Annotated in this window: 10 protein-coding genes; all 10 read right to left on the reverse strand. The window is 63.2% G+C overall.

The genetic code is table 11. The features are described from left to right. Window positions 1–247 precede the first annotated feature (247 nt). The 10 genes from V6L75_RS07995 to V6L75_RS08040 all read right to left on the reverse strand — a co-directional run bounded on the left by V6L75_RS07995 (window position 248) and on the right by V6L75_RS08040 (window position 16,075). Window positions 248–658: a hypothetical protein gene (locus V6L75_RS07995; RefSeq protein WP_334250982.1), complete on the reverse strand. Its 411-nt coding sequence runs from the start codon at window positions 656–658 to the stop codon at window positions 248–250. After that, window positions 655–6,864, reverse strand: coding sequence for a two-partner secretion domain-containing protein (locus V6L75_RS08000; protein ID WP_334250983.1), 6,210 nt, complete (start codon window positions 6,862–6,864; stop codon window positions 655–657). Before V6L75_RS08000 ends, V6L75_RS07995 begins: the two co-directional genes overlap by 4 nt. 60 nt (window positions 6,865–6,924) lie before the next feature. Next, on the reverse strand, window positions 6,925–8,688 hold the full coding sequence (locus V6L75_RS08005; protein WP_334250984.1) for a ShlB/FhaC/HecB family hemolysin secretion/activation protein: 1,764 nt from the start codon (window positions 8,686–8,688) through the stop codon (window positions 6,925–6,927). Then, entirely contained in the window at window positions 8,685–9,374 is a 690-nt protein-coding gene (locus tag V6L75_RS08010; RefSeq protein WP_334250985.1) for an invasion associated locus B family protein, read from the reverse strand. The genes V6L75_RS08005 and V6L75_RS08010 overlap by 4 nt, the downstream gene beginning before the upstream one ends. Before the next feature lie 277 nt (window positions 9,375–9,651). Continuing rightward, a complete protein-coding gene (locus V6L75_RS08015; protein ID WP_334250986.1) occupies window positions 9,652–10,719 on the reverse strand; it encodes a Gfo/Idh/MocA family protein in 1,068 nt (355 codons plus the stop codon). A gap of 4 nt (window positions 10,720–10,723) precedes the next feature. Further along, on the reverse strand, window positions 10,724–11,749 hold the full coding sequence (locus V6L75_RS08020; protein ID WP_334250987.1) for a Gfo/Idh/MocA family protein: 1,026 nt from the start codon (window positions 11,747–11,749) through the stop codon (window positions 10,724–10,726). A gap of 27 nt (window positions 11,750–11,776) precedes the next feature. Further along, window positions 11,777–13,066, reverse strand: coding sequence for a Gfo/Idh/MocA family protein (locus V6L75_RS08025; RefSeq protein WP_334250988.1), 1,290 nt, complete (start codon window positions 13,064–13,066; stop codon window positions 11,777–11,779). 102 nt (window positions 13,067–13,168) lie between these two features. Continuing rightward, window positions 13,169–14,257, reverse strand: coding sequence for an ABC transporter ATP-binding protein (locus V6L75_RS08030; protein ID WP_334250989.1), 1,089 nt, complete (start codon window positions 14,255–14,257; stop codon window positions 13,169–13,171). Between the two features lie 26 nt (window positions 14,258–14,283). After that, window positions 14,284–15,072 carry a carbohydrate ABC transporter permease gene (locus V6L75_RS08035; RefSeq protein ID WP_334251242.1) on the reverse strand — a complete coding sequence of 263 codons (789 nt, stop codon included), beginning with the start codon at window positions 15,070–15,072 and terminating at the stop codon, window positions 14,284–14,286. A 109-nt stretch (window positions 15,073–15,181) separates the two neighbouring features. After that, window positions 15,182–16,075 (reverse strand): carbohydrate ABC transporter permease, encoded by an 894-nt coding sequence (locus V6L75_RS08040; RefSeq protein WP_334250990.1) that lies wholly within the window; start codon window positions 16,073–16,075, stop codon window positions 15,182–15,184. Between the last annotated feature and the right edge of the window lie 4 nt (window positions 16,076–16,079).

Consider the following 16,079-nt stretch of genomic DNA (forward strand, 5'->3'; position numbering starts at 1 on the left):
CGGCGCAGGGACGAGAGTCCCGCTCCCGGGGAGGGGACGGCCGGCGGTGGGGTGGGGGGGGGGGGGGGGGGGGGGGGGGGGGGGGGGGGGGCTGCAGCATGACGGTCCGTACCAGGCTTCAATGCAGCCAGAAACCCGAGCCGGCTGAACCCGCTTCAAAACGCGGCACTGTCAGGTGAATACCGTTTCTGTACACACTGTCAGAGGAGTACCGTCTTTGCGCACATGCAAATATTCATTACTTCGCCTAAAAATCCTTCAGACGTTCGGAAATGTCACGCCAAGCGATAATACCAGGGTCAGCAGAACCTTCCCAAAAGGCCTTGAAGATCAAGATAACATCCTCAATGAATAAAATCTCCTCAGGCTCAGCCTCAAGCTTCCCGCCACCAAACACAAGGGTCTGTTTCCCTTCATAAGGAACTTTTGCCCGTTCATAGCGGGCCCGCATCTGCTTGCCGGTTCCGGCAAACCTCTGCTCGACAACGCATGTCAGCCTCCCCCCGGCAACCTGCACGTAGGAACCATCCTCTTTCGTCAGAACTGCAAAGGACGCAGGCCCATAACTCTTCAGGGAACGCAGAGCCTTCTCCACCTTTGAGAACTCAGACACCTGCACGGGCAGACGATTCTCAACCTCAAGAGACACTTTTGTCATGGCAGATATATCGTGATGTTTCCCACAACACGCTCCCCTGCAAGCTGGCCAACACCATCAGCCCCAAATCGATTGATATACATATCATTAAAGTCCTGCTGAGGGGTCTTTGTCGCCCCACCGCTTTTGTATTCGATTCCCCACAACTCACCATCTTTGGTACGAACGACCGCGTCATACCGCCTGTTGCCGACGGCAGCTTTGACAGTTAGTTCCTCGCCAACAACGTCAAATCCATTGTCACGCAGATGTTGGGTATATTCTTGTGCCGAGCGTGTTCCAGGAGCCGGTAGCCCCCCTTGACTTGCAAACTTGCCGTCAGGAGTTCTGAAGCTGCCGTCAGGATACTGCTTGATCGGCACTCCATCTGCAAAATTATCCGCGGCCCGGTCGATCGTTCTCAGTGTGTCGGCGTCGGCGTTCTTGCGGACCCAGCGGATCAGGTCGGCGCCGGCCTTGGAGCCGGGCACGATGGAGCCGATGCTCAGTTCGATGCCGGCATCAAGCGCTGCCTGCTTGGCCATTTCCTCGGCCTGGCTGCAGGAGGCTGCGTCTCCGCCGTTGCAGGCATAGACCGCCATGGAGATGTCCACGGCGTCCTTGGCAACGAGAACCTTGTCCGTAACTTCCAGCGCAATCACGATCACCGCGATGACGGGGATCCAGAAGGCGTTGTTCTCAGCCGCGTTGCCGCCAGCGTCAGCGCCCGTATCCACGTCTCCGCCGGCAAGCGCTGCGGCAAGGCCGCCCGCCAGCCGGGCAACGTTCACACCGCTCTCCCGCCATTCCAGCACCATGTGCTCGGCCTCGGCCTCGCTCAGCGTGCCCTTGGCAAAGGCCTCGCGCAGGTCGTCCTCGATCATGGCCGAGATGGCATCTGCCGTCAGTTCACCGGCAACAGCACCCGCCGCCCCGCCCTTGCAGTCGCCTGTGGCAACCGATCCGGTCAGGCATCCCACCGCCGCATGGGCGATGAGCTGCGGCAGCCGGTCCATGCCGCCTTCATGCACGGCAGCGCCAATCTCCTCGGCAAGGGTTTCGCCCAGAACAAGGGCTGCCTGCTGCCGCAAGGCCGAGATCAGGGCATCGCCCAGCGGCTGGCCATTGACGGCTGCTTCCACACCGGCCGTCACCGAGGCGCGGATCAGGCCGCGCTGCAGGTCCTGCACGATACGGTCCGCCAGCGGTGCCTGCGGATCAAGGTTTGCCCCAATCCCCGACACATCCATCAGATGCGCGGTGAGGCCTGCGGTGACCATGGAGGTGACGAGGCTGCGCAGGGTGGCGGAGGAGCCGAGTTCTTCCAGCGCGCCGCCGAGGTTGCCGCGGTTGTTGACGAGGGCGACGGCGGTCTTGTTGATGAGGGCCTGAACACCCGCCTGAAGCGCCGCTTCCAGCGCAACGTTGCCCGCAACGCCGAGACTGGTGGCCAGTGAGGAGGAGAGCGAGGCGGTGAGGCCGCCGCTGCCTGCGGTGAGCGCGGTGGCAACCAGCATCACCAGCGCCGCGCCTGCCTCCGTCAGCCCCTGTTCCTTGTAGTCCCACTGTTCGAAGCGGGTCTCGACCGCCTGCCAGTCCACCTTGCCGGCCAGCGCCGGATCGTTGCGAAGCTCACCCACCCAGGAAAGCCCCGGCTGGGCGGCCAGCTGCTCAATGGAGGCTTCGAAGCTGCCGGTCTTGTGGTATTCGACGATGATGCCGTTGCCCGCGTCGATCTTCACGCCGCCGCCGGCCTCAATCTCCACATGGGCGATGGTCTCGCTCAGCTGGCCCTGATCGCGCGAGTTCCACCACAGCAGGTCTTCTTCGCGCTTGCTGTCGTGCCGGTAGCTCTGGTCCGTCGTGGTCAGCAGCGCCACCTGGCCTTTCCCGGCCTCGATGCGGGTTTCTCCGCCGCTCTGCAGCCGGGCCGCCCCCAGCGCAATGTTGCCATCACGGCTGATGATGGCGATGTCTTCGCCAGCCAGAAGGGTGGTACGCCGTGTTCCGGTGCCGGAAGCCTGACGGCGGATGTTGGTTTCCGTGCCGAAGATTCCGCCGCTGTCGATATCCAGCTTCAGGTCGCGGGAGAACTGGTCCTGCACGGAGATGATGGCAAGGTTGCCGCCCGCATCCAGCGTCACCGTGCGGCGGGCTTCCAGCTCTGCGCCCGCAAGGGTCAGGTTGCCGCCTGCATCCACCAGCATGGCGCCGCCTGCACTCAGCTCCGCCAGGGTGTGAGTCAGGCTGCTCGCCCGGTCATAGCCGCCCTTGATGGTGTCGTCGCGGCTGCGCTCCAGCTGCAGGGCGGAGATTTCCACCGCATCACCGGCGGTGAGGACGAGATCCTCCCCGGCGGCAAAACGCCCGCCTTCGGACAGGATGGAGCCCGAGGCGTTGATCAGCAGATCGTTGCGCGCCTCGATGCGGCCCACCTGCTGGATGCGGTCGGCATAGCCGTTGAAATAGGTGTCGCGCTGCTTCAGCGTGTCATTGGCCACCATGTCCGCGTTGATGACCACCGTGCCGCCGGAAACGGTGCCCGAGCGGTTGGCGAAGAGGCTGCCGGCATCGATGATGATATCGGCCCCGGCGAAGAGGCTGCCGCCTTCGTTGACGGTGCTGAAGTCCGTGTCGATGCGCAGATCGCCCGCCGTGGCGATGAGGCCCGAGTTGGCCACGCCTCCTGCCACCAGTGTGGTGTCTCCACCCGCGCGGATCTGGGCCGAGGCCACCTGCGTGCTGCTGCGCAAGGCAGCAAGGTACAGCCGGGGCACGAGCACGTCCTGGCCGTTGACGCTCCGCTTCTCCAGCCAGACGATATCGCGCGTCAGCGCAGCCGCCTGCTCCTTCGTCAGCGCCACGCCCGGCGTCAGCTGCAGGTCTCCCTGCACGGCAAGGGCATTGTCATAGAGCTGGCGCATCAGCGCCATCGGATCGAGCCCCAACCCCAGATCCAGCGTGCCGGTCAGGTTGAAGATCTGCTCTCGGATCAGGCGGAACTCGGCATAGGCATCACCGAAGCGCCGCTCGATGCCGTTGGGGTCGTAATCGCCAACACGGGAAAGGAAGTAGTCGGAACTCAGATATTTGCTGAGATCGATGAACTCGGAGCGCGTTTCGATGAGGAACGGCGTATCCGGGCTCTGGGCCTGCTCGAAGGTGGCCTCACGGCCAATCAGGCCATCGATGCTGATGTCGAGCGAACCGGCCTCGGCAAAGTCACGCGCTGCGGTGCTGGCATCGACAAGCGCCGGATCCAGCGCCCGCCCGCCCGAGGCAAGGCCGATCTGGCCCGCAGCTTCGCGCACGGCGCTGTTTGTCAGGAAGCCAGTCACCGCGGCATCCAGGTCGCCGCCCGCCACGATGGTACCGAAGACCTGATCATAGGTGGAGGACGCGGTGTCCGTGTCCGTGGTCGTCCAGTAGCGGGTGTCGTAATCGATACAGATGCCAAGGATACGGGTGTCGCAATACCGCTCGGAATGCTGGGTGACGGCTGTCGTCACCACGGTCTCGATCAGGTCGCGCCCCTCGTTGACCACGGTTGCGGCCGCCAGTGTCATGTCACCGCCAGAGGCAATCTGGCTGTAGCTGTTGGTCAGGGTGCCTGCGCTTACGGTCAGCGTGCCGCCCGCAAGGACTTGGCCGGCCGGACCATTGGCCGTGGCCTTCTCGCGGGTCGTTTCCACCGTGGTGGTGGTGTTGCCGGAGGTACTGGTGGTGCTCGAGGTCTCCGTTGTCACCACCAGCCCGTCGCGGCGGTTGGTGATGGTGCCTGCCGCCAGCGCCATGTTGCCTGAAACAGCTTCAATGGTGGCAGAGCGGTTGTCGATAGCAGCCGCGCGTGCGGCGCTGCGCCCCGCAATGGTCAGGTTGCGCTCGGCCAGAATGTCGGCGTTGACATTGGTCAGCGTGCCGTCGAGCAGGATGGCGAGATCCGTGCCGCCATAGAGGAGGCCGGTGTTGTCGAGATTGCCCGAAAGCGCGAGGCTCAGCGCCCCGCCGGAAGACCCAAGGGCCCCTTCGTTGACAAGCGATGCCGCCTTGAAGCTGACGCCCGCGCCGCCATTCACCGAGGCGCCGGAGGCAGCTGTTACCGTGCCTGCCAGCTCACCGCTGATGCCCTCAAGCGTGAGAACTCCGGCAGAGACCAGACGCCCGCCAAAGAGCGTTGCGCCATCGGTGGCCAGCGTCACCGGCCCTTGCGCCAGGGTTTCGGTGCCAAGCTCCAGTGCGCCAGCGCTTGTGACGTTGAGCGCACCGGCATAGGCGACAAGGCTCCCCCGGCTGAGGAGGCTGCCTGCATCCACCGTCACCGTGCCGCCGTTGATGGTGCCGGTTGAGGTTAGCGTGGCACCGGAAGCATCCAGCGTCAGCGCGCCGGTCGCAGCCATGATGCCGCTGCTCGACAGCGGACCACCCGCCTTGATCAGGGCGCCGGAGGTACTGGAAAGGGTGCCGGAATTCTCCAGCGCCCCAAGGCTCGTCACCTCAAGGCCATTTCCAGCCCCCGTCGACTGCCCTCCTATAACGCCCTCATTGCGGATGCTGGCCGCAGAAACGGTCACCTTGCCATCAGCCGCAATAACCGCGCCGCTACCGGTGGTGATTGTTCCTGCTGCCGTGAGAGTAAGCGCGCCGGAGGAACCCGTGCGGCCATTGACGGCCATGTCCGCCGCAGAGGTTAGGCTGACACCGCCGTTCGTGGAGACCTCACCGTTCTGATTCAGCGCGCCGCCCATGCTGGCCAGCGTTGCACCGCCGAGGGCGGCAAGGCTGGCTGTGGAGGTCAGGCTTGCCGCCTGCGCCAGCAGAGTGCCGCCGGAAGCATAACGGCCGTTTTCCAGCGCCAGCGCAGCGTCAGAGCGCAGCGTGAGATCCCCGGCAGCGGTCACATTGGCGTTGAGGGCGGCGATGCGCTCCGCCGACAGGATCATGTCCCCGCGCGAGCGTAAGGTGATGGCGCCATCATCCGAAGCGCGGTTGATCAGAAGCTCGTTGGCTGTGACAGACAGGCGCCCTGCCCCGGCGAGTTGACCGGCACGGGCATCCACCGTGTCCGCCTCGACACTGAGCGTGCCAGTGGTGCCCTGCGTGCCATCGGCAGCGGTGCCGGAGGCAGCAAGCGCGCCCTCGCCCAGCGTGACAGCGCTGCCCTTCAGCGACACATCGCCGGTCGCGGCAACAAGCGCGCCATCGCGCAGCGCAACGCCCTTCAGCCCGTCAAGGGCGATGGCTTCATCAGAGAAAAGCGTGTTCGTCACCTCCACCACATCACGGGTGGAGCGGGCGGTGACTGTCTGTGTGGCCCGTGCCTTGCCGAGTGTCAGCTTGCCATCGGCAGACAGCGACATGGCCCCGGCATTGGCCGCCATCTGCCCCGACATGCGCACGCCCGCGCCCCGGTCAGTGGAGATGACCTTGATCTTGCCCGCATACATGCCGCCCAGCAGGGAGGAGTCGATGGCTATGCCCGGCTCTTCGCCATCGCTGCCCAGCGGCGTCACCAGACCGGAGGCGTAGTCATAGGCGTTGCGGCCAGCGGTGAGGTTCAGTTCACCGCCCGCCAGCACGGGCCCCTCGACAGAGATGCGGCGCGACACGATGTCAAACACCGAAACGCCGCCAAGATTGGCGCCCTTTTCGCCGATCAGAACGTCACCGCCCTCAACGCGGAAGCCCGTCAGCCGCCCATCGGCACCAATCTCCGGCAGGCCGGTGGTCAGCGTCGTGCGGGGCGTATTGAGGAAGCAGCAGCCGTTGCAGGTGACGCCATTGGGATTGGCGATGATCACATCGGCCTGGGCGCCATGGACCTCCACCATGCCTTCCAGCAGGGAGCGGTTTGTGCCGGTGACCTCGTTAAGGATGACGCTGGCCGGGCCGGAGGTGGCAAGGTTCGGATTGCCGGGCACCACGCCGCCCAGCTGCGACAGGCCCACGTCCTGATTGTTGTTGTTGAGGATCAGGCCCGGCGTGCCGACGTTGAAGCTATCGTATTTGTTATGCGACAGGCCCGCGTCATTGGGCGTGACGATGTTGACCATCGGCACCCCATTTGGGGCAGCGCCTGCCTCCTGTGCCCGCAAGGCAATGGGCTGGATGACAATCAGCGCACTCAGCGTGCTGGCCAGCAGCCTGCGGCCGAGACCCGGGAGGGCTGAGACGGTCTTCGTGCCCAGACCCGTTACGGTCCGGCGGAAACGGCTTGCGCGGTGGGCCATCTTTGTCATCCGTTCAAATGTTCAGCCACGGCCCCCGCAGGGCCATGGGAGATCCAGTCCTCAGAAGGAAATCGCCACCCGCCCCTGGAAAAGGCCCGAGGAGGGTTTCTGGGCTGCCGGCAAATCCGGCTCGATCAGCAAATCGCTGTAGGAAATATCGAAACTGAGCCGGCCGCTGCGGTTGCGCAGGCCAACGGCACCACCCAGCATGCTGCCGGAAACGCCATTGCCCCGCCCTGCGGTCAGGGTGCGGCCGAAGTCGGCCGCCACATAGGGTTCAACCCGTCCGAGAGCCTTGGCGAGCTGCGCATTTTCAGGGGCAGGCAGAACCAAGGACACTTCAGTGCGCCAGGTGTAGCCCCGGTCGCCGTAAAGCACGCTGTCACGCACACCGCGGACCGTGTAATAGCCGCCGGAGGCAATTTGCTCGGACCCGAACAGACGGTCGTTCGACCATTGCCCGGTCACGTTCGAGCTGACCAGCAGGTTCGCATCCCCCACCGGAAACGCGCGAAAATAGCCGAGTGAGGCAGTGAATTTATTGAACTGGGCGCGCGGTGTGCCCGGCGCTGCCCATTTGTCACGGACGGCACCCAGCGCATCAAGGCCCCGGTGGTAGGCAACGGACGCACTGGCCTGTCCGCCCAGAAGCTGGCGCGAATGGCCCAGCTCGAAGGTGCCGATGGCCAGCACGCGGCTGGACACGTCGATGCGGTTGCCGAGAATGAAATTTTCGGTTTCCTTCCAGGTCAGGCGGCTTGTGGCCCAGGTCTTGGACGTCTGGTCCCGGTGCAGCACCCGCGAAACATACGGCGACAGGGAGCGCGATCCGCCGGACGTGTCGATCTGCGAGAACTGCCCCTCGATGTTGGAGCGGTAATTGTTCCAGCTGCCATTGAGGCCAGCCGTCCAATAGCCGAAGGGCACGGAGACGGCGCCGTTCAGCGTGTTGCTGTCCGGGCGCTTGGGCGAGATGAACAGCGGGTGCCTGTCCATGGAGCGTTGGTAGCCGAAGCTCCACTGGTCGTTGATGCCGAACACATTGTCGAGGCCGAGGTCCACCCGGCTCTGATAGATGCCGGTGGCCTCTGAGCCCAGATTGTCCGCCCCATAGCTCAGCGCCCAGAACTTCCCACGCTCGATGGCGACCGCCAGCACGCTGTCGCCCAGCTCGGCGCCCGGTTCCAGCGTGATCGTGGCCGTGCTGGAATTCACCCGGTTGATCTGGTCCAGCCCCTGCTCCACATCGCGCAGGTTCAGCGGCTTTCCGGCCATGCCGGGAAAGGCGGTGACGAGACGGCCGGTGCCAACATGCTCGCCCTTGAGCACCACGTCCTCAAGCTGGCCTTCCACAATCTCGACCCGGAGGTCGCCGGCTGAAAGATCCTGCTCCGGCAGATAGGCGCGCGAGGCAATGTAGCCGCGCGTGAGATAAAGCTGCGTCAGGTCTTCCAGCACGCCGTTCAGCCCGGCAAGGCCAAGACAGCGGCCCTGCCATTTGCCCGCCGCCGCATTGATGCGGGCCTGCGGCACCAGGGTGGCGCCGGTCACGCTGATGGTCTTCACATCCACACAGGTGCCGCCCGGTGGAGGACCGGCGTCACGCGGAGTATCGAGAACTGCGCCCGACGGCGCGCGGCGCTGGTTTTCAAGGCTTTCAGCCTCGAAAAGCCGCTGCTGTTCGGAGAAGCGGCGCTGGATTTCCTCGGCCTGACGCGCGGCCTGATCTGCTGCAGTCTGCGCAAGGGCAGCACCAGTCAGGCCGAGACCGGCAACGGAAGCCAGCAGCAGCGGACGCAGGAGGTTTCGGGTGAAAGCTGTCATCCGCCCTCTCCAGCCTTGCCGTCCGGCACCTTGCCCGAAGCGAGAGCCTCGAAACCCTTGGTAAAGCCGGCAAGCGAGAAGGACACCTTGACCGTCCGGCCATTCAGCAGGCGGAAATAGGCCGTACCGTCAGCTGCCTTCTGCAACTGGCTGATCCAGCCCTTGTCCAGCGGCACCACGGCGAAGCAGCCCAGATGATTGCAGTTGCGGTAGCGGAATAGTGCCGGCTTGCCCTGCCCGGCCTGCAGGCCGAAATCAGAGGGCAGATCCACATCCAGCGGCGTCAGCACCACAAGAGCCCAGTCAGCCTTGCCGGATTTGTCGGCCGCCCTGGAAACAGCGAGGGTCAACAGCTCCACGGGCTGGCCTTCGTGCTCTACCATCAATGGCTGCACCAATTCGCAAGCGCTGCCGTTCCCGGCCTTGACGCATTTCAGCAGCCAATCACCGAATTGCTCGGATGCAAGCGGGGCCGCGTCAGCCCCTTCCTGGGCGCGAGATTCGAAATACCCGCCAGAAGCATGAAGAAAAAAGGCAGTAAAAAAAACCAGCGGAACATATTTCAGAAGCCCTGAAAATGGGAACGGCTGGAATACGCGTGAATATCCGGAATTCCGGCATCGTGAAACACTGAAGTCAGGATCTGCAACCCGCCTTCCACTATTGGTATAAACAATGCCCGCCAAATCGCCGCTCCATACAACCTGACATATCAGGACTTATACGAAGCACACTTGGGTCTAAGTGTGACCTTGGTCACATTCTTTTCGCTACAAATTACAATGGCAAAAATGTTTAAACTTCAGCAGCATATGCAGCCATAGCGGCGTTCACCTAACTCTTTGCAATGCCTAGAGATGACAAATTGCAGCAAAAATGTGGCAAAAAGTCAGCACCAGGCGCTTGCACGGGCTGCTCCTCTCCAGTGGAAGCACCGCAACTCCAGCCTGCCCCACAGCCGGTTCAGGGCTTCCAGCCGCCATAAAGCGGATGGTCTGCGGAGAGCGGCAGCTTGACGAAGCCTTCGCCACGCGCAGAAGCATAAAGCGCCGTCATCAGCTCCACCGAATGGCGCGCCTCGGCCAGGCTGGGCAGGTAAAGATCCGGCTGACCGCCAAGCCTTGCGTGAATGTCGATGAGCTGGCCGGCATAGCGCAGCGGTGGTTCGGCGGCGGCAGCCACAACGGCATCGATTTCGCCCTGAAGGGCCGGGTCCGTGGCCTCGAACGTCCAGGGACCGGCGCCGATCTGATAGGGATGCGTACCGGATGTCGCGGTCACATGCTCGAAACAGGCGCGGAAGCGGGACGAATTTCCCGCCGCCCCCACCGTCACCGAGGATGTCGCAAGAGCGCCACTTGCAAGCCGCAGGATGATGGCGGCGCAGTCTTCCGTCTCGACCGGGTTCACCCGCGTATCAAGGAAGGCCGCCACCTCCTGCACATCACCCATCAGGAAGGTGGCAAGGTTGTGGGCATGGCAGGCGTGGCTGACGATGACACCGCCCATTTCGCCCGCCCAGGTGCCGCGCCAAACTGGCGCGTAATAGACCGCCCCGCGCTGCCAGTGGGTCTCGATGGACAGCGTATAGGCCTTGCCCAGCAACCCGGCCTGCTTCAGCGCATGGACGCCCCGGAACCCGGCGCCATAGCGGTACTGGAACACCGGAAACACCTGACGGCCAGATTCTTTTGCGGCAGCGATGATCTCGTCCACCTCGCGCAGGGAACCAGCCAGCGGCTTTTCGCAGATGGCATGTTTGCCCGCAGCCAGCACCTTGAGTGTCACCGCATGATGCAGGCGCGGCGGGAGACAGATATCGGCAATCTCCACCTCCGGATCAGCCAGCACTTCGGCCATGTCCGTCACTGCCTTGCAGCCCGGCACGGCACTGGCTGCCTCTTCTGCCCGTGCCCTGTCCAGATCGCAGACGTAAAGCAGGCGGTAGTGATCCGGCAGAGCGGCGATGGCCAGCGCATGCGCCTTGCCGATGCCTGCTCCCAGAACGGCAATACCTATGGAACGGCTCATCCCGCTATTCCCCCTGCCCTGCCGCTTCCGCCATCTGCTGTGCGGACAGGGCCAGTTCCGTTGCCAGAAAGGCATGCGCCTGCGGCATCGCGCTTTCGCCCCGCGCCAGGATGTCCGCGCAAAGCGCCGCGAAATAGGGTTTCCCGGCCCCTTCGGCGTTGAGATATTGCGTGCCGCTGCGGTCTGACAGGAACACGTGATCCTTGCCCGGCCGGCCCGCGATATCGATGTATTTGCGCAGCTCGATAAAGCCTTCGGTGCCCAGAATGGTCATGCGTCCATCACCCCAGACCGGCAGGCCATCCGGCGTCAGCCAGTCCACCCGCGCATAGCCGCGCCCGCCGTTGCCTTCCAGCAGCACTTCGCCGAAGTCCTGAAAACCGGGCCGCTCCGCATTGGCCACATTGCCCGCGTGGGCGCTGACCACCCTTGCGGTGGTGGAGCCGGTGAAGAACAGGAACTGGTCGAACTGATGCGCGCAGATGTCCGTGAGGATGCCGCCGGAGCGCTCCCGGGCCCAGAACCAGTCCGGGCGCGTTGGCGCATTCAGCCGGTGGGGCCCAAGGCCAACGGTCTGCACCACCTTGCCGATCCGCCCTTCGGCGATCAATTGCCCGGCCAGCGTGGCGCTCTCTACCTGCAGCCGCTCGGAAAAGCAGACGGACCAGATACGCCCGGTTTCCGCCTGAACTGCGCGGATCTGCGCAAGCTGCTCCAGCGAGGTGCACCCCGGCTTGTCCACCATCACATCCTTGCCGTGGCGCATGGCTGCGATGGCGATCCGCGCCCGGTCCGCATTCACCGCCGCGCTCAGAATGATATCAAGGCTGCCATCCTCCAGAACGGCAGCCTCCTCGCGCTGCGGCACGTCAGGAAACAAGCTGCGGAAGGCGGCGCGCTCTGCGTCGCCTGTATCCACTCCCGTGCTCCAGGCCACGATCTGCGCACCCGCAGCGCGCATGGATGCGGCCATGCCAAGAATATGGCCATGGTCAACGCCGATGACGCCAACCCGGATCGCCCGTTCCATGACGGCCTCCCTGTTTCTCTTGCGGTCTCAAAGCTTGATGCCGCGGGCCCGCAGCATGGTGGGAATGTTCACGGCGGAGCCGGTCTCGATGGACATGTTTGCGGCAATGCCGGTCAGGATCGACCAGCCGCCCGCCACATGATCCGAAGCACGGCCAAAGCGGTCGGGCTCCATGCCTGCGGGGTCGAAGATATAGCCCAGCATCACCGGATCAGCACCGCCATGGTGGCCTTCGCCGTGCGGCACGTCGAGCATGCGCGGGTGCTCGCCAGCCAGATGCAGCTCGGTCGTCACCGCATCCCCGCCCGCATGGGCACGCTCGCCGCCAAACACGCCATGCACCTCCACATGCCGGTGGGTGATGTCGCCCTTCGTGCCCTGGAACTTGATCTCCAGCCCCTCCCAGGGGGAATAGGCGGTCAGGGTGTAATTAGCTGTCACGCCGGAGGCATAGCGGATGTGGGCCTGCATCGTGTCCTCGATGCCGATATCCGCATCAAAGACGCAGCGGTCGCGGAAGTAGCCGTCCTCGTCCTCCGCCTCCCGGTAGAGGCTGCGCAGGTTCTCGTCTCCGTCCATGTTCAGCTCGAAGTCGCAGGAAGAGGCAACAGCGCAGTCCGCACAGCGGGCACCGCGCCCGCCCAGGCCCAGCTCCACCGCCATCTCCGGCCGGTAAAAGGCCCGGCGGCCAGAGGCGAACACATCTACCGGCACGGAGCCGAGCCACCAGTTCAGCAGGTCGAAATGATGGGTGGACTTGTGCACCAGCAGCCCGCCTGAGTTTTCCTTCTGCCGGTGCCAGCGGCGGAAATAGTCAGCCCCGTGCACCCGGTCGAGATGCCAGCGGAAATCGACCGCCGTCACCGTGCCGATGGCGCCCGACATGATCAGCTCCTTGATCTGCGTGCGGGCCGGGGAATAGCGGTAGTTGAAGGTGACCATCACCTTGCGGCCTGTGCGCGCCTGCGCGTCGAGGATCATCTTCAGCCGCGTCAGATCGATGGTCAGCGGCTTCTCACAAATCACATCGCAGCCAGCCTCGAAGGCGCGGATGATGTAGTCGCTGTGCAGGAAATCCGGCGTTGCCACGACCACCGTGTCAGGCTTCTGCTCTGTGATCAGCCGGTCGAAATCCCCCGCCAGATAGGTCGCAACGCCGTTGGTGCCGGGCTGTGAGGCCGCTTCCGCCGCCAGCCGCAGCCGGTGGCCGTTGCTGTCGCACAGGGCAACGATCTCATGCTTGTCCGAGTAATCCTCGACAACGGAATCGCGGAACATCTTGTGCCGTGATCCGCATCCAACGATGGCTATCTTCACTGGTTCTGGCTCTCGTTCTACCAAGACTTCCGATGCTGACGCATCACGCCTTGAAATTGCTCATGCGCCGCAAGGGCTTGACCGGCACTCAATGAGCGAGGCTCATTGAGTGCCGGCATTGGCAGCCCCGGTGCGCTGGCCCGAGGCATCGAAATAATGAAGGTCTGACGGATCGAAGCCGACCGGCACCGTATCTCCGGCGCGGAAGAGGCGGCGGCTGGAATCGCTGACCAGCAGCACCTGGCCATCCGCCAGTGCCACATGCAGCAGCGTCTCGCTGCCAAGATATTCGACAAGGCGGATGCTGCCCTGCCCCTGCACTCTGCCTTCGCCGATGCGCATGGCCTCCGGGCGGATACCAAGCGTCAGCTTGGTGTCGCTGGTCGCCAGCTGCGGGATGGTGAAGCGGCCAAAGCCCTCGATATCTGCAGAAGACGCACCATCAACGGCCGCATGGCTCGCCGTCATCAGGTTGATCTTGGGCGAACCGATGAACCCCGCGACGAAAAGATTGCGGGGCTTCGTGTAAAGCTCCTGCGGCGTGCCCACCTGCTCGATCTTGCCGCCGCGCAGGACAACGATCCGGCTGGCCATCGTCATGGCTTCCACCTGATCGTGGGTCACGTAGATCATTGTGGTGCCGAGACGGTTGTAGAGTGCGGCAAGCTCCGCGCGCATCTGCACGCGCAGCTCAGCGTCGAGGTTCGACAGCGGCTCATCGAAGAGGAAGAGCTTTGGCTCACGCACGATGGCGCGCCCGATGGCCACACGCTGCTTCTGACCGCCGGAAAGCTGGCGCGGCTTGCGGTCCATCAGCGCCTCGATCTGCAGGATGCGCGCCGCCTCCGCCACGCGCCGGGTGACTTCGGCTTTCGGCACATTGAAGTTCTGAAGGCCGAAGGCGAGGTTCTTGGCCACGCTCATATGCGGATAGAGCGCGTAGCTCTGGAACACCATCGAAAGCTCGCGCTTTGAGGCGGGCAGATCATTGACGATGGTGCTGCCGATGGAAATCGTGCCCTCGGTGATATCCTCAAGCCCGGCGATCATGCGCAGCAATGTGGATTTGCCGCAGCCCGAGGGGCCAACGAGAACCAGAAATTCCCCATCCACCACGTCGAGGTTCAGGTCCTTGATGATGCTGAGCTTGCCGTAGCTCTTGCCGACATTGCGAAGTGTCAATCCAGCCATAGTTCTTTTTCCTTGGATCTCTGATTTCACTTCATTCCGGATGTCGCGATGCCGCGCACGATCAGCTTCTGGAAAGCCACGAAGAAGATCAGGACCGGTACGAGCGAAAGCACCGACATGGCAAACATCTGTCCGTAGAGGGACTGGCCCTCCTGATCGAGGAACAGGCGAAGCGCCAGCGGCACAGTGTAGCTCTTGATATCGTTGAGGTAGATGAGCGGGGCGAGGAAGTCCTCCCACACCCAGATCAGCGAAAAGATCGCTGCCGTGGCCATGGCAGGCAGGGACAGGGGCAGGATGATGGCCCAGTAGATCTTGAAGGGCGAACAGCCGTCGATCATCGCCGCCTCGTCCAGCTCACGCGGCAACTGGCGGAAGAACTGCACCATCAGGAAGATGAAGAAGCCATCTGCCGCCAGGAAGCGCGGCACCACCAGCGGCAGGTAGGTATCCACCCAGCCAAGGTTGAGGAACATCACATACTGCGGGATCAGCACCACGTGATAGGGGATCATCAGCGTCATCATCATCAGCGCAAAGAAGAAGCTGCGCCCGGTGAATTGCAGCCGGGCAAAGGCATAGGCCGCAAAGGAGCAGGAGATCAGATTGCCGATGACCGACAGCACCGTAACGATGGTGGAGTTGATATAGAAGGTGGTGAAAGGCACCGGCAGGGCAAACCAGCCCTTGGTGTAATTGTCGAACTGGAAGTTCGATGGCCACAGCGAAAGATTGCCGAAAATCTCATTTTCCGGCTTCAGCGAAGATGCCATCAGCCAGAACAGCGGATAGAGCATCACCACCGAAAACAGCATCAGGAACAGATGCTTCAGGTAACGGCCATTGCGCGCCCGCCGGTCGCGCTTCAGGCGCAGTTCGTGAGCAATGCGTGCGGCTTCATCGGCCTCGATGGCCCGGTCCAGGTCAGTCGCGGTCGTTGTCATAGTGCACCCAGTATTTCGAGGTGAAGAAGGCAAGCGCCGTGAAGGCCGCGATGATCAGCAGCAGCACCCAGGCCAGTGCCGAGGCATAGCCCATGCGGAAGAACTTGAAGGCCTCGTTGAACAGATAGACCGTGAAGAACAGCAGGCTGTCTGCGGGCGCTCCAACACCGTTCGAAATGATGAAAGCGCTGGAGAAGGTCTTGAAGGCGTCGATTGTCTGAAGCACCAGATTGAAGAAGATCACCGGCGCCAGCAGCGGCAAGGTGATGCGGGTGAACTGGCGCCATTTCGGCGTTCCGTCAATTTCCGCCGCCTCGTAGAGATCCCTTGGAATGCCGCGCAAGCCAGCCAGGAAGATCAGCATCGGCGACCCGAACTGCCAGACGGCCAGTGCCACCAGCGTGTAGAGCGAGGTTTTCGGGTTTGTGATCCAGTCCGTCCCGGAAATGCCGAAGAAACCCAGAAACTCGTTGACCACACCAGAGGCCGCGAAAAGCTCGCGCCAGAGAATGGCGATAGCAACGGAAGCCCCCAGCAGGGAGGGCAAATAGAAGATCGCCCGGTAAAGCCCGATGGTCCTCAGCCCCTTGTCCAGCAGCATCGCGACTGCCAGAGCAAAGGCCAGACGGGCCGGAACGGCCAGAACCACGTAGGTAAACGTGACTTCCAGTGCCTTCCAGAACCGGCGGTCGCGGCTGAACATGTAATCATAATTGGCAAGGCCGACCCAGCGCGGATCGCTCACCATGTCGTATTTGGTGAAGGACAGGTAGAGCGAGACCAGGATCGGTCCGAGAGCCAGAAGAAAGAAGCCGAGCAGCCACGGAGACAGGAACAGATATCCGGGCGCATTGCGGGCAAGGAACCGTTTCATGAAG

Origin of the sequence: Pannonibacter anstelovis (genome assembly GCF_036881715.1) — a bacterium.
Taxonomy (GTDB): domain Bacteria; phylum Pseudomonadota; class Alphaproteobacteria; order Rhizobiales; family Stappiaceae; genus Pannonibacter; species Pannonibacter anstelovis.

What these genes read in the sequence shown, in the direction of transcription:
- V6L75_RS08015 (WP_334250986.1), bottom strand. Translation starts at nt 10,719, where the DNA reads ATGAGCCGTTCCATAGGTATTGCCGTTCTGGGAGCAGGCATCGGCAAG.
- V6L75_RS08030 (WP_334250989.1), bottom strand. Translation starts at nt 14,257, where the DNA reads ATGGCTGGATTGACACTTCGCAATGTCGGCAAGAGCTACGGCAAGCTC.
- V6L75_RS08005 (WP_334250984.1), bottom strand. Translation starts at nt 8,688, where the DNA reads ATGACAGCTTTCACCCGAAACCTCCTGCGTCCGCTGCTGCTGGCTTCC.
- V6L75_RS08035 (WP_334251242.1), bottom strand. Translation starts at nt 15,072, where the DNA reads ATGCTGTTTTCGGTGGTGATGCTCTATCCGCTGTTCTGGCTGATGGCA.
- V6L75_RS08020 (WP_334250987.1), bottom strand. Translation starts at nt 11,749, where the DNA reads ATGGAACGGGCGATCCGGGTTGGCGTCATCGGCGTTGACCATGGCCAT.
- V6L75_RS07995 (WP_334250982.1), bottom strand. Translation starts at nt 658, where the DNA reads ATGACAAAAGTGTCTCTTGAGGTTGAGAATCGTCTGCCCGTGCAGGTG.
- V6L75_RS08000 (WP_334250983.1), bottom strand. Translation starts at nt 6,864, where the DNA reads ATGGCCCACCGCGCAAGCCGTTTCCGCCGGACCGTAACGGGTCTGGGC.
- V6L75_RS08040 (WP_334250990.1), bottom strand. Translation starts at nt 16,075, where the DNA reads ATGAAACGGTTCCTTGCCCGCAATGCGCCCGGATATCTGTTCCTGTCT.